General features: G+C 71.3%; 10 protein-coding genes and 1 rRNA gene. 1 reads left to right on the forward strand and 10 read right to left on the reverse strand.

All coding sequences use genetic code 11. The features are described from left to right. Position 1 precedes the first annotated feature (1 nt). The 10 genes from FHX74_RS14465 to argC all read right to left on the reverse strand — a co-directional run bounded on the left by FHX74_RS14465 (position 2) and on the right by argC (position 11,192). Positions 2-1,519, reverse strand: a 16S ribosomal RNA gene (locus tag FHX74_RS14465). A 593-nt stretch (positions 1,520-2,112) separates the two neighbouring features. Beyond that, positions 2,113-3,384, reverse strand: coding sequence for a tyrosine--tRNA ligase (tyrS, locus tag FHX74_RS14470; RefSeq protein ID WP_182560854.1), 1,272 nt, complete (start codon positions 3,382-3,384; stop codon positions 2,113-2,115). 9 nt (positions 3,385-3,393) lie between these two features. Continuing rightward, positions 3,394-4,839, reverse strand: a complete 1,446-nt coding sequence (gene argH / locus FHX74_RS14475; RefSeq protein WP_182560855.1) for an argininosuccinate lyase — start codon at positions 4,837-4,839, stop codon at positions 3,394-3,396. Continuing rightward, positions 4,836-5,390: an arginine repressor gene (locus FHX74_RS14480; RefSeq protein ID WP_182560856.1), complete on the reverse strand. Its 555-nt coding sequence runs from the start codon at positions 5,388-5,390 to the stop codon at positions 4,836-4,838. The genes argH and FHX74_RS14480 overlap by 4 nt, the downstream gene beginning before the upstream one ends. Continuing rightward, positions 5,387-6,322, reverse strand: a complete 936-nt coding sequence (argF, locus tag FHX74_RS14485) for an ornithine carbamoyltransferase (protein ID WP_182560857.1) — start codon at positions 6,320-6,322, stop codon at positions 5,387-5,389. Before argF ends, FHX74_RS14480 begins: the two co-directional genes overlap by 4 nt. Then, on the reverse strand, positions 6,319-7,578 hold the full coding sequence (locus FHX74_RS14490; protein ID WP_182560858.1) for an acetylornithine transaminase: 1,260 nt from the start codon (positions 7,576-7,578) through the stop codon (positions 6,319-6,321). Before FHX74_RS14490 ends, argF begins: the two co-directional genes overlap by 4 nt. Continuing rightward, the gene (gene argB, locus FHX74_RS14495; protein ID WP_182560859.1) at positions 7,575-8,585 is read right to left on the reverse strand and encodes an acetylglutamate kinase; all 1,011 of its coding nucleotides are present in this window, start codon (positions 8,583-8,585) and stop codon (positions 7,575-7,577) included. Before argB ends, FHX74_RS14490 begins: the two co-directional genes overlap by 4 nt. Next, positions 8,582-9,733: a bifunctional glutamate N-acetyltransferase/amino-acid acetyltransferase ArgJ gene (argJ, locus tag FHX74_RS14500; protein WP_182560860.1), complete on the reverse strand. Its 1,152-nt coding sequence runs from the start codon at positions 9,731-9,733 to the stop codon at positions 8,582-8,584. The genes argB and argJ overlap by 4 nt, the downstream gene beginning before the upstream one ends. Beyond that, positions 9,730-10,146 (reverse strand): ACT domain-containing protein, encoded by a 417-nt coding sequence (locus FHX74_RS14505; RefSeq protein ID WP_182560861.1) that lies wholly within the window; start codon positions 10,144-10,146, stop codon positions 9,730-9,732. The genes argJ and FHX74_RS14505 overlap by 4 nt, the downstream gene beginning before the upstream one ends. Continuing rightward, on the reverse strand, positions 10,143-11,192 hold the full coding sequence (gene argC / locus FHX74_RS14510) for an N-acetyl-gamma-glutamyl-phosphate reductase (RefSeq protein ID WP_182560862.1): 1,050 nt from the start codon (positions 11,190-11,192) through the stop codon (positions 10,143-10,145). The genes FHX74_RS14505 and argC overlap by 4 nt, the downstream gene beginning before the upstream one ends. Positions 11,193-11,274: 82 nt before the next feature. Between argC and FHX74_RS14515 the strand changes: the two genes are divergently transcribed. Next, complete coding sequence (locus tag FHX74_RS14515) at positions 11,275-12,249, forward strand: NAD-dependent epimerase/dehydratase family protein (RefSeq protein ID WP_182560863.1); 975 nt, start codon at positions 11,275-11,277, stop codon at positions 12,247-12,249. Positions 12,250-12,259 lie beyond the last annotated feature (10 nt).

Consider the following 12,259-nt stretch of genomic DNA (forward strand, 5'->3'; position numbering starts at 1 on the left):
GAAAGGAGGTGATCCAGCCGCACCTTCCGGTACGGCTACCTTGTTACGACTTAGTCCTAATCGCCAGTCCCACCTTCGACGGCTCCCTCCACAAGGGTTGGGCCACCGGCTTCGGGTGTTACCGACTTTCATGACTTGACGGGCGGTGTGTACAAGGCCCGGGAACGTATTCACCGCAGCGTTGCTGATCTGCGATTACTAGCGACTCCGACTTCATGGGGTCGAGTTGCAGACCCCAATCCGAACTGAGACCGGCTTTTTGAGATTCGCTTAACCTTGCGGTCTCGCAGCTCTTTGTACCGGCCATTGTAGCATGCGTGAAGCCCTGGACTTAAGGGGCATGAAGACTTGACGTCATCCCCACCTTCCTCCGAGTTGACCCCGGCAGTCTCCTATGAGTCCCCGGCATTATCCGCTGGCAACATAGGACGAGGGTTGCGCTCGTTGCGGGACTTAACCCAACATCTCACGACACGAGCTGACGACAGCCATGCACCACCTGTATACCGACCTTGCGGGGGCTACATCTCTGCAGCTTTCCGGTATATGTCAAACCCAGGTAAGGTTCTTCGCGTTGCATCGAATTAATCCGCATGCTCCGCCGCTTGTGCGGGCCCCCGTCAATTCCTTTGAGTTTTAGCCTTGCGGCCGTACTCCCCAGGCGGGGCACTTAATGCGTTAGCTTCGGCACGGAGAACGTGGAATGTCCCCCACACCTAGTGCCCACCGTTTACGGCGTGGACTACCAGGGTATCTAAGCCTGTTTGCTCCCCACGCTTTCGCTCCTCAGCGTCAGGTAATGCCCAGAGAACCGCCTTCGCCACTGGTGTTCCTCCTGATATCTGCGCATTCCACCGCTCCACCAGGAATTCCATTCTCCCCTGCATACCTCTAGTCCGCCCGTATCAAAAGCCGGCTCAGGGTTGAGCCCTGAGTTTTCACTTCTGACGTGACGGACCGCCTACGAGCCCTTTACGCCCAATAATTCCGGACAACGCTCGGACCCTACGTATCACCGCGGCTGCTGGCACGTAGTTAGCCGGTCCTTCTTCTGCACCTACCGTCACTTGCGCTTCGTCGGTGCTGAAAGCGGTTTACAACCCGAAGGCCGTCATCCCGCACGCGGCATTGCTGCATCAGGCTTTCGCCCATTGTGCAATATTCCCCACTGCTGCCTCCCGTAGGAGTCTGGGCCGTATCTCAGTCCCAGTGTGGCCGGTCGCCCTCTCAGGCCGGCTACCCGTCGAAGCCTTGGTGAGCCGTTACCTCACCAACTAGCTGATAGGCCGCGAGCCCATCCTTGACCGCCGGAGCTTTCCACTCACCACCATGAGGTTGTGAGTCGTATCCGGTATTAGCAGCTGTTTCCAGCTGTTATTCCGAAGTCAAGGGCAGGTTGCTCACGTGTTACTCACCCGTTCGCCACTCGTGTGCTCCCGAAGGAGCCTTACCGTTCGACTTGCATGTGTTAGGCATGCCGCCAGCGTTCGTCCTGAGCCAGGATCAAACTCTCCGTTGAAATTTATCGGTGCACGACGGCAAGCGCCGTGGTAACCGTCAACATCTGTTCGATCGCTGAGCTGATCCCCACGCGAGGTGAGGATCGGATCAATCAATCAAAGGAACCGAGCTCGTCTTGTCACTGCTGCTCCGAGGAGCAACCGCAACGCCACGAGCACGGGGTTTGTTGTGCTTGGCATTGACTTTTAGCACGCTGTTGAGTTCTCAAGCTTCGGGCGCGCACCGCGCGGTTTCGGAGATCCGATCCCGCTTGGGGCAACTCGACCAAACTTACTGGGCTTCGGGCTCCGAGTCAAATCGGGGCTTTCTACCCTCCACCGGGCGGCGCTGAAGGACCGGATCCGGCTGGTCACAGTTGGTGAACACAGCACATCCGGGCAATCTTTGCCATTGGGTGGGCCACACTGGACGGCCGCTCCGGGCTTCCCCGTCGCGTCCCGCTCTCCGGCGGCTTGAAGAACATTACGCGCACGCTACGGGCCGGTCAAATCGGGGGGACGTGGCCCTGATCACGAGCCGACACACCGTGTCCGACTGGCCCCACGGGCGTCCCGGACGGTAGTGGGGACCGGGCGAGGCCGAACTCCGGCGTCAGCGCTCGAGGGTCACCGCTCCGACCGTCCGCTTGCCGCGGCGGAGCACCACCAGACCGCCGGGCAGCACCTGGTCGTCACCCAACCGGGCGTCCACGTCGTCCACCTTCCGGTTGTTCACGTAGGCGCCGCCCTCGGCGATGGCCCGTCGCGCGGCCGACCGGCTGGCCACCACCCCCGAGGCCTCCAGCAGCTCGACGACCGTCGGCGGTCCGGCCGGGTCGACGGGCGCGGCGTTCAGCTCCTGACCCAGGGCGCGCAGGGTGTCCGGCGGCAGCTCGTCCAGCTCCCCCCGTCCGAACAGGGCGGCGGCGGCCGCGTTGGCCGCCGCGGTGTCGGCGGCGGAGTGCACCAGGGTGGTCACGTCGTCGGCCAGGGCGTGCTGGGCGGCGCGCCGGTGGGGCTGCTCGGCGGTCTCCCGTTCGAGCGCCTCGATCTCCTCGCGGCTGCGCTCGCTGAAGACCTTCAGGTACTCGATCACCTTGGCGTCCTCGGCGTTGAGGAAGTACTGGTGGAAGGCGAAGGGGCTCGTCATCCCGGCGTCCAGCCAGACCGACCCGCCCTCCGTCTTGCCGAACTTGGTGCCGTCGGCCTTGGTCAGCAGCGGGGTGGCGAGCGCGTGCACCCGCGCCCCCTCGGCCCGGCGGATCAGCTCGACCCCGGCGGTGATGTTGCCCCACTGGTCGCTGCCGCCGGTCTGGAGCACGGCCCCGCGGGTGCGGAACAGCTCCAGGTAGTCCAGCGACTGGAGGAGCACGTAGGAGAACTCGGTGTAGGAGATCCCTTCCTCGAGCCGGCTCCGGACCACCTCCCGGGCCAGCATCCGGTTCACCGGGAAGTGCTTGCCGACGTCCCGCAGGAAGTCGATCGCCGACAGCGGCCCGGTCCAGTCGAGGTTGTTCACCACGTCGGCGGCCGCCGGCCCCTCGAAGTCGACGAACCGCTCGACCTGGGCCCGGATCCGCTCGACCCAGCCGGCCACCGTCTCCTTCGAGTTGAGCGTCCGCTCCCCGACCTGCTTGGGGTCACCGATCAGTCCGGTGGACCCGCCGACGAGGATCAACGGCCGGTGCCCGGCCCGTTGCAGCGCGCGAGCCACCATCAGCTGCACCAGGTTGCCGAAGTGCAACGACGGCGCGGTGGGGTCGAAGCCCACGTAGAAGGTGATCGGGCCGGCGTCCAGCGCGGCGGCCAGCTCCTCCCGATCGGTCGACTCGGCCACCAGGCCGCGCCAGGTCAGTTCCTCCAGGACGTCCGTACGCTCCGACACGCGGCAACCCTACGGGCTGGGCTCGCCGCTCCCGGGAGAATTCCGCCGCCGTCCGGCGCACGCCGCCCGCAGCTCCTCGAGCTGCTCGCGGACCCGCTCCGGAGCCGTCCCGCCGCGGCCGTCGCGGGAGCCGATGGAGCCCTCGACGGTGAGCACCTCGAGCACCTCGGGGCTGAGCCTCGGGTCGATGGCCGCGAGGTCGTCGGGCCCGAGGTCGGGCAGGTCGATCCCCCGCTGCTCGCACCAGCGGACGCAGGCGCCGGAGATCTCGTGCGCCTCGGCGAACGGGACCCGCCGGCGCACCAGCCAGTCGGCCAGGTCGGTGGCCAGCGCGAAGCCGCCGCCGGCCAGCGCGGCGGTCCGCTCGGTGCGGAAGGTCAGCGTGGCCACCATCCCGGTCACCGCCGGCAGCAGCAGGAGGAGCTGGTCGACCGAGTCGAAGACCGGCTCCTTGTCCTCCTGCAGGTCGCGGTTGTAGGCCAGCGGGAGGCCCTTGAGCGTGCCGAGCAGCCCGGCCAGGTTGCCGATCAGCCGGCCGGCCTTGCCGCGGGTGAGCTCGGCGACGTCGGGGTTCTTCTTCTGCGGCATGATCGACGACCCGGTCGACCAGGCGTCGTCGAGCACCGCGTAGCCGAACTCGTGGGTGCACCAGAGGATGACGTCCTCGCTCAGCCGCGACAGGTCGACCGCGATCTGGGCGAGCACGAAACAGGCCTCGGCGACCAGGTCGCGCGCCGCCGTGCCGTCGATCGAGTTGGGCACGCTGCCGGCGAACCCGAGGTCGGCCGCGACCGCCACCGGGTCCAGCCCGAGCGACGTGCCGGCCAGCGCCGCCGACCCGTACGGGCTGACCGACAGCCGCGTGCGCAGCCCGTCGATCCGCTCGAGGTCCCGCACCAGCGGCCAGGCGTGGGCGAGCAGGTGGTGGGAGAGCAGGATCGGCTGCGCGTGCTGGAGGTGGGTCCGGCCCGGCATCGGCACCCCGAGGTGGCGTTCGGCCTGCCCGGCGAGCGCGTCGAGCAGGTCGAGCACCGCGTCGGAGACCGCCGCGGTCGCGTCCCGGAGCCAGAGCCGGATCAGGGTGGCGATCTGGTCGTTGCGGGACCGGCCTGCCCGCAGCCGCCCCCCGAGCTCTCGACCGACGATCTCGGTGAGCCCGCGCTCGAGCGCGCCGTGGACGTCCTCGTCGGTCGGAGCGGGAGCGAAACCGCCGTCGACCACCCGGCGCTCGAGCTCGTCGAGACCGGTGAGCATCGCCGCGTGCTCATCCTCGGTGAGCAGCCCGGCCCGGAGCAGGGCTCCCGCGTGGGCGCGGGAACCGGCCAGGTCGTAGCGGGCCAGCCGCCAGTCGACGTGCGTGGAGACGCTCAGCGCGAACATCGCCTCGGCCGCCGAGCCGGCGAACCGGCCCCCCCACAACTGGCCGCTCGGGGTCGGCCCGGGTGCCGCGGTCATCCCTCGCTCCTCTCGTCGTCGGCCAGCGGGTCGGTCTCGCGCGCCGCCGCCCCACCCTCGCCGAGGGCCAGGAAGTCGGCGGCGATCCGGGCGCCACCGGCAGGGTCGCGGGTGATCAGCAGGATGGTGTCGTCGCCGGCGATGGTGCCGAGGATCGAGCTCCAGCCCACCCGGTCGATCGCCGAGGCGAAGTACTGCGCTGCGCCGGGCGGCGTGCGCAGCACCACCAGGTTGGCCGACGACTCGGCCGAGACCAGCACCTCGGCGCAGAGCCGGGCGAGTCGGGCCTCGAACGCCGCCGACTCCCCCACCACCGGCCGCCGGTCACCGCCCTCGCCGGGAACGGCGTAGACCAGGTGCCCGTCGGCGCCGCGGACGCGCAGCGCGCCGATCTCGACCAAGTCGCGCGAGAGCGTGCCCTGGGTGACGGCGACGCCGTCGGCGGCCAGCAGCTCGGCGAGCTCGGTCTGCGAGCGCACCGCCTGCCGTTGCAGCAGCGCGGTGATCTGCGCGTGCCGGGCCCGCTTGGTCAGCGGGGCGTGGGTGCTCACGCGCCGTCCCGGGAGCGTTCGAGCAGCCAGGCGATGACGGCCTTCTGCGCGTGCCGGCGGTTCTCGGCCTCGTCCCAGACCACGGCCCGCGGGCCGTCGAGCACCTCGGCGGTGATCTCCTTGCCGCGGTAGGCCGGCAGGCAGTGCAGGACGATCGCGTCGGCCGCCGCGCGGCCGAGCAGCGCCTCGTCCACCTGGTAGGGCCTGAACGGGGCCTCGCGGTCGAGACCGTCGTTCTCCTGCCCCATCGACACCCAGGTGTCGGTGGCCAGCACGTCGGCACCCTCGGCGAGCCCGAGGTCGTCGGCCACGGTGACCGAGCCGCCGGTGCCCGCCGCGATCGCCGCGGCCCGTTCGACCACCGCCGGATCGGGGTGGAAACCCGGCGGCGCGGCGATCCGGACGTGCAGACCGGCGGTGGCACCGCCCAGCAGGTAGGACTGCGCCATGTTGTTCGCGCCGTCGCCCAGGTAGGTGAAGACCTGCCCGGCCAGCGCCCCGCGGTGCTCGGCGACGGTCTGCAGGTCAGCCAGGATCTGGCAGGGGTGGTAGTCGTCGGTGAGCGCGTTCACCACCGGGACCCCGGCGTGCTCGGCCATCGCCACCAGGTCGGCCTGGGCGAAGGTGCGCCAGATGATCACCGCGGCCTGCCGCCCGAGGATCCGGGCCACGTCGGCCACGCTCTCCCGGACGCCGATCCCGGCCAGCCGCCCGTCCACCAGCATCGGGTGACCACCGAGCTCGGCGATCCCGGCGGCGAAGGACGACTGGCTGCGCAGCGTCGGCTTGTCGAAGATCAGCGCCGCGCTGTGCGGACCGTCCAGCGGCCGCCGGGAGAACGGCGCGGCCTTGAGCTCGGCGGCCAGGGCGAGCACCTCGGCCTGGTCGGTGGGGCTGAGGTCGTCGTCGGCGAGGAAGTGGCGCAGCGTCATCCGGCACCTCCGGCGACGCGGTCGAGCAGACCGGGCAGGACGGCGACGAACGCGTCGAGCTGCTCGGGCCCGATGATCAACGGCGGAGCCAGCCGGAGCACCGACGGACGCGGGGCGTTGATGATGAAGCCGTGGTCGAGGGCGAGGTCGGCCACCGCCGGGGCGACCGCCTCGGTGAGCACGATGCCGCGCAGCAGGCCCATGCCGCGCACTCCGGCGACCAGCGGGTGACCGATCGCCTCGACGCCGGCGACCAGTCGCTCGCCCATCGCGGTGGCGTGGTCGAGCAGCCCGTCGCGCTCGATCACCCCGAGCACGGCGAGACCGGCGATGGCCGCGACCGGGTTGCCGCCGAAGGTCGAGCCGTGCGCGCCGGGGCCGAGCAGGTCGGCCGCCGGTCCCATGGCCAGACAGGCGCCGATCGGGAACCCGTTGCCGAGTCCCTTGGCCACCGTGACCACGTCGGGGGTGATGCCGGTGGGCAGGTGGGCGAGCCACTCGCCGCACCGGCCGATGCCGGTCTGCACCTCGTCGACCCAGAGCAGGGCGCCGGCGCGCCGGGTGATCTCGCGGGCGCGGACCAGGTAGTCCGGTGGCGGCACCACGATCCCGTTCTCGCCCTGGATCGGCTCGAGCACCACCGCGGCGACGGTCTCGTCGACCGCGGCGGCCAGGGCGTCGGCATCGCCGTAGGGCACGAACACGACGTCACCGGGCAGCGGCTCGAACGGCGCCCGGTAGCCGGGGTTGTGGGTGATCGCCAACGCGCCGAGGCTGCGGCCGTGGAAGGCGCCCTCGGTGCTGACGATCTTCGTCCGGCCGGTCCGCCGGGTGATCTTGAACGCCGCTTCGTTGGCCTCGGTGCCCGAGTTGGTGAAGAAGACCCGGGCCTCGGGCGTGCCGTCCGGACCGTGGTGGAGCAGGCCGGTCAGCCGCTCGGCCAGCGCCACCTGGGCCGGGGTGGCGAAGAAGTTCGAGACGTGGCCGAGGGTGGAGATCTGCCCGGTGATCGCGGCCAGCACGGCCGGGTGGGCGTGCCCCAGCGCGTTCACCGCCAGCCCGGCGAGCAGATCGGTGTAGCGGCGTCCGTCGGCGTCCCAGACGGTGGCGCCCTCACCGCGGACGAACACCCGCTTGGGAGCGCCGAAGGTGCGCATCATCACCCGGTCGTAGCCGGCCAGCGTGGCCGCCGACCCCTGGGCGGCGGTCTGCTGGACGAGACCGGTGTCGAGCGGGGCGTGGTCGGTGCTGGTCATGACGGGGACTCATCCTCCTCGAGGTCGAAGGCGCCGTTGGCGTACTCGTGCGGCGGGATGCCCTCGTCGGCGCGGAACACCCGGCTGCCCAGACGGATCAGGCCATCCTGGGTGACCATGGTGCCGAGCCCGGCGTTGGTGAAGATCTCCAGCAGCAGCGCGTGCGGGACCCGGCCGTCCGTGACGGTGGCCCGGGTCAGCCCGCCCTCGACCGCGCGCAGACAGGCCTCCATCTTGGGGGCCATCCCCGACGAGAGGGTCGGCATCAGCTCCCGCAGCTGGCTGGCCGACAGCTCCTTGATCACGTCCTCGCTGTGCGGCCAGTCGGCGTAGAGCCCCTCGACGTCGGTCAGCACCACCAGCCGCTCGGCCTTCAGCGCGACGGCCAGCGCGGCGGCCGCGCTGTCGGCGTTGACGTTGTGGACCACGCCGTTGACATCGGGGGCGATCCCGGCGACCACCGGCACCCGCCCGGCGTTGATCAGACCCTCGATGGCCTCGGTGCGGACGTGGGTGACGTCACCGACCAGACCGAGGTCGACCGGCTCGCCGTCGACCAACGCGGTCCGGCGCTCGGCGGTGAAGAGCCCGCCGTCCTCGCCGGAAAGACCGACGGCGAGCGTGCTGTGGGCGTTGATCAGGTTGACCAGCTCGCGGCCGACCTGACCGACCAGCACCATCCGGACCACGTCCATGGCCTCGGGGGTGGTCACCCGCAGCCCGCCCCGGAACTCCGAGGGGATGTCCAGCCGCTTCAGCATGGTGGAGATCTGCGGGCCCCCACCGTGGACGACCACCGGGTGCAGCCCGCAGCGCTTCATGAACACGATGTCCTGGGCGAACGCGCGCTTGAGCTGGTCGTCGACCATCGCGTTGCCGCCGTACTTGATCACGACGGTCTTGTCGGCGTACGTCTCCAGCCAGGGCAGCGCCTCGGTCAGGATCGAGGCCTTCTCGACCAGCGACAGCCGGCTGGTCGAGCTGCCCTCCTTGGGTCTGATGATCACGTCGAGTACTCCGCGTTCTCCCGGACGTAGTCGTAGGTCAGGTCGGTGGTCCAGACGGTGGCGCTCGCCCCGCCGGCGTGCAGGTCGACGTCGACCCGGACGTGCGCGGGGGTGAGGTCGACCAGGTCGCGGGACTCGCCGATGCTGCCGGCCCGGCACAGCTGCACGCCGTTGAAGGCGACGTCCAGCTGGTCGGCTTCGAAGACCGCGTCGGTGGTGCCGATCGCGGCCAGGACCCTGCCCCAGTTGGGATCACGGCCGAACACGGCGCACTTGAACAGGTTGTTGCGGGCGATGCTGCGACCGACGGTGACCGCGTCCTGCTCGCTGGCCGCCCCGGCCACCACGATCTCGATCTGGTGCGCGGCACCCTCGGCGTCGGCGAGCAGCTGGCCGGCCAGGTCGGCGCACACCGCGGTCAGCGCGGCCCGGAAGCCGGCCGGCTCGGGCGCGGTGCCGCTGGCCCCGCTGCTGAGCAGCAGGACCGTGTCATTGGTCGACATGCACCCGTCGGAGTCCACCCGCTCGAAGGTGGTCGCGCAGGCCGCCGCGAGGTGATCATGGAGGGCCGGGGCGTCGAGCACCGCGTCGGTGGTGATCACCACCAGCATGGTGGCCAGCCCGGGCGCGAGCATGGCCGCGCCCTTGGCCATGCCGCCGACCGTCCAGCCGTCGCCGTGCCGGACCGCCTGCTTCGACACGGTGTCGGTGGTCATGATCGCCTCGGCCGCGGCGGCACCGCCGTCGGCTCCGGCGCCCGCGACCAGCGCGGGCAGCGCGTCGGTGATCTTGTCCACCGGCAGCGGGACGCCGATCAGCCCGGTCGAGCAGACGGCGACGTCGATCGCCCCGATGCCGAGCGCCTCGGCGACCGCCTCGGCGGTCCGGTGGGTGACGGCGAACCCGTCCGGGCCGGTGCAGGCGTTCGCGCCACCCGAGTTGAGCACCACCGCCCGGAGCCGGCCGTCGGTCAGCACCTGGCGGCTCCACTGCACCGGGGCGGCCTGCACCCGGTTGGAGGTGAAGACGCCGGCCGCGTCGAAGCGCGGCCCGTGGTTGCGGACCAGTGCGAGGTCGGGCTTCCCGGACGGCTTGAGCCCGGCGGTGGTGCCGCCCGCGCTGAAGCCGGCCGCGGCGGTGACGCTCATGCGGCGCCCTCCCTGACGGTGTGACCGGCCGACGTCCAGACCCGGACGGTCTCGGCGGTCTGGTCGGTCGGGACGAGGATCCAGTCGGTGTTGTAGGTCGACTGCGCCAGCACCGACACCTCGGCGCCGGCCAGCGGGGTGAGCAGACCGGCGAGGACGCCGATCAGCGAGTGGTCGAGCGGGCCGTCGATGCTGAACGCGTGGAACGGCCCGACGGCGGTCACCCCGGCCGGGATGTCGGCCCAGGCGCAGATCACGGTCAGCTCGTCGTCGGTGCGCTGGGCGCTGCGGAACGCCGCGGGCTGCCCGGCCAGCGCCCAGCCGGGCACCTCGGCCCCGGGTCCGAGCTGGGCCATCCCGAGCTCGGACGCGTGCCGGGTGAGCTCCCACCGGGGCGCGCGGACGGCGGTCACGGCGCGACCCCGACGGCGCTCAGCCCGGTGGTCTCGGGGAGTCCGAGGGCCAGGTTGAGGCACTGGATCGCGCCGCCGGCGGTGCCCTTGGTGAGGTTGTCGAGCGCGGCGACCGCGACCAGCCGGCCGGCGGCCGCGTCGACGGTGACCTGGACGTGGACGGCGTTCGACCCGAGCACGGACTGGGTCTGCGGCCACTGGCCCGGCGGCAGCAGGTGGACGAACGGCTCGTCGGCGTAGGCCTTCTCGTAGGCGACCCGCACCTCGTCGGCGGTCACCGCCGGGTCGAGCGGGGCGGTGCAGGTGGCCAGGATGCCGCGGGGCATCGGGACCAGCACCGGGGTGAAGGAGACCGAGGTCGAGGCCGACGGCTCGGCGGCCAGCCGGCGGAAGTTCTGCAGCAGCTCGGGGACGTGCCGGTGGCCGCCGCCGACCCCGTACGCGCTGGCCGAGTTCATCAGCTCGGCGCCGAGCAGGTGCGGCTTGAGGCTCTTGCCCGCTCCGGACGGACCGCTGGCCGCGACGACGACCACGTCGTGACCGTCGATCAGCCCGGCGGTCAGCGCAGGCAGCAGCGCCAGCGTCCCGGTGGTCGGGTAGCAGCCGGGGACCGCCACCCGGCGGGTCCCGGCCAGCACCGCGCGCTGGTCGGGCAGCTCCGGGAGCCCGTACGGCCAGCACCCGGCCCAGCCGCTGCCGTAGAAGTCGGCCCAGGCCTGCGGGTCCTCGAGCCGGTGGTCGGCCCCGCAGTCGATCACCAGCGTCTCCTCGCCGAGCTGGGCGGCGATCTCGGCGGAGGTGCCGTGCGGGAGCGCGAGGAAGACGGCGTCATGCCCGGCCAGCGTCGCGGCGTCGGTCGCCCCGACGGTGCGGTCGGCCAACGGGACGAGGTGCGGGTGGTGGTCGCCGAGCCGACTGCCGGCGCTGCTGGCCGCGGTGACGGCGCCGATCTCGACGTCGGGGTGCCCGAGCAGCAGGCGGAGCAGCTCGCCGCCCGCGTAACCGGTCGCACCGGCCACCGCCACCCTGATCGCCCCCGTTGCCATGCCATAACTATGTCATAGCCGGAATGACTATGCACATCGGGGCGGTGGCCGGGACCTCCGGCTCTCAGGCTAGTTTCGCGGCATGCGCGTGGTGGTGATCGGTTCGACCGGGCACGTCGGCAGCTATCTGGTCCCGCGGCTGGTGCGGGCCGGTCACGAGGTGGTGGCGGTGAGCCGCGGCCGGGCGACGCCGTACCACGACGACCCGGCCTGGGACGAGGTGGAACGGGTGGTGCTCGACCGCGACGCGCTCGAGGCCGAGGGCCGGTTCGGGGCGGAGATCGCCGGGCTGCGGGGCGACGCGGTGATCGACATGATCTGTTTCACCGCCGACTCGGCGACCCAGCTGGTCAAGGCGCTGCGGGGCTCGACCGGGCTGCACGCCCACTGCGGGACGATCTGGACCCACGGGCTGAGCACCACGCTGCCGATGCGCGAGGACGACCCGAAGCACCCGTTCGGGGACTACGGGGTGCAGAAGAAGGAGATCGAGGACCTGCTGCTGGCCGAGTCGCGGTCGGGCGGGCTCGCCTCGACCGTGATCCACCCCGGGCACATCAGCGGGCCGGGCTGGCCGGTGATCAACCCGGTCGGCAACCTCGACCCGACGGTCTGGACGACGCTGGCCACCGGCGGCCGGCTGCGGATCCCCGGCTCGGGCTCGGAGACCATGCACCATGTCCACGCCGACGACGTCGCCCAGCTGTTCGAGCTGGCGGTGGCCAAGCCGGAGGTCGCCGCCGGGGAGTCGTTCCACGCCCTCAGCGAGCAGGCACTGACCGTCCGCGGCTTCGCCGAGGGCGCCGCGGCCTGGTTCGGTCGCGAGGCCGACCTGGAGCCGGTCAGCTGGGAGGCGTTCCGCGCCGGCACCGACGAGGGCCACGCCGACGCCAGCTGGCAGCACCTGCACCGGAGCCAGGTCGGCAGCATCGAGAAGCCGAAGCAGCAGCTCGGCTATCGGCCGGCGTACTCCTCGCTCGACGCGGCCCGGCAGGCCGTCGCCTCGCTCGCCGAGCGCGGCCAGGTCGACCTCGGCGGCGCGACACTCACCGCCTGACCGCTGCCCC

The sequence above is a fragment of the Microlunatus kandeliicorticis genome, from assembly GCF_014137855.1.
In the GTDB taxonomy this organism is placed as follows: Bacteria; Actinomycetota; Actinomycetes; order Propionibacteriales; family Propionibacteriaceae; genus Microlunatus; species Microlunatus kandeliicorticis.

Bases quoted from the DNA above. Each gene is read 5' to 3' on its own strand.
- argH (WP_182560855.1), bottom strand. From the start codon at position 4,839: ATGACCGCGGCACCCGGGCCGACCCCGAGCGGCCAGTTGTGGGGGGGC.
- argF (WP_182560857.1), bottom strand. From the start codon at position 6,322: ATGACGCTGCGCCACTTCCTCGCCGACGACGACCTCAGCCCCACCGAC.
- FHX74_RS14490 (WP_182560858.1), bottom strand. From the start codon at position 7,578: ATGACCAGCACCGACCACGCCCCGCTCGACACCGGTCTCGTCCAGCAG.
- argJ (WP_182560860.1), bottom strand. From the start codon at position 9,733: ATGAGCGTCACCGCCGCGGCCGGCTTCAGCGCGGGCGGCACCACCGCC.
- argC (WP_182560862.1), bottom strand. From the start codon at position 11,192: ATGGCAACGGGGGCGATCAGGGTGGCGGTGGCCGGTGCGACCGGTTAC.
- FHX74_RS14515 (WP_182560863.1), top strand. From the start codon at position 11,275: ATGCGCGTGGTGGTGATCGGTTCGACCGGGCACGTCGGCAGCTATCTG.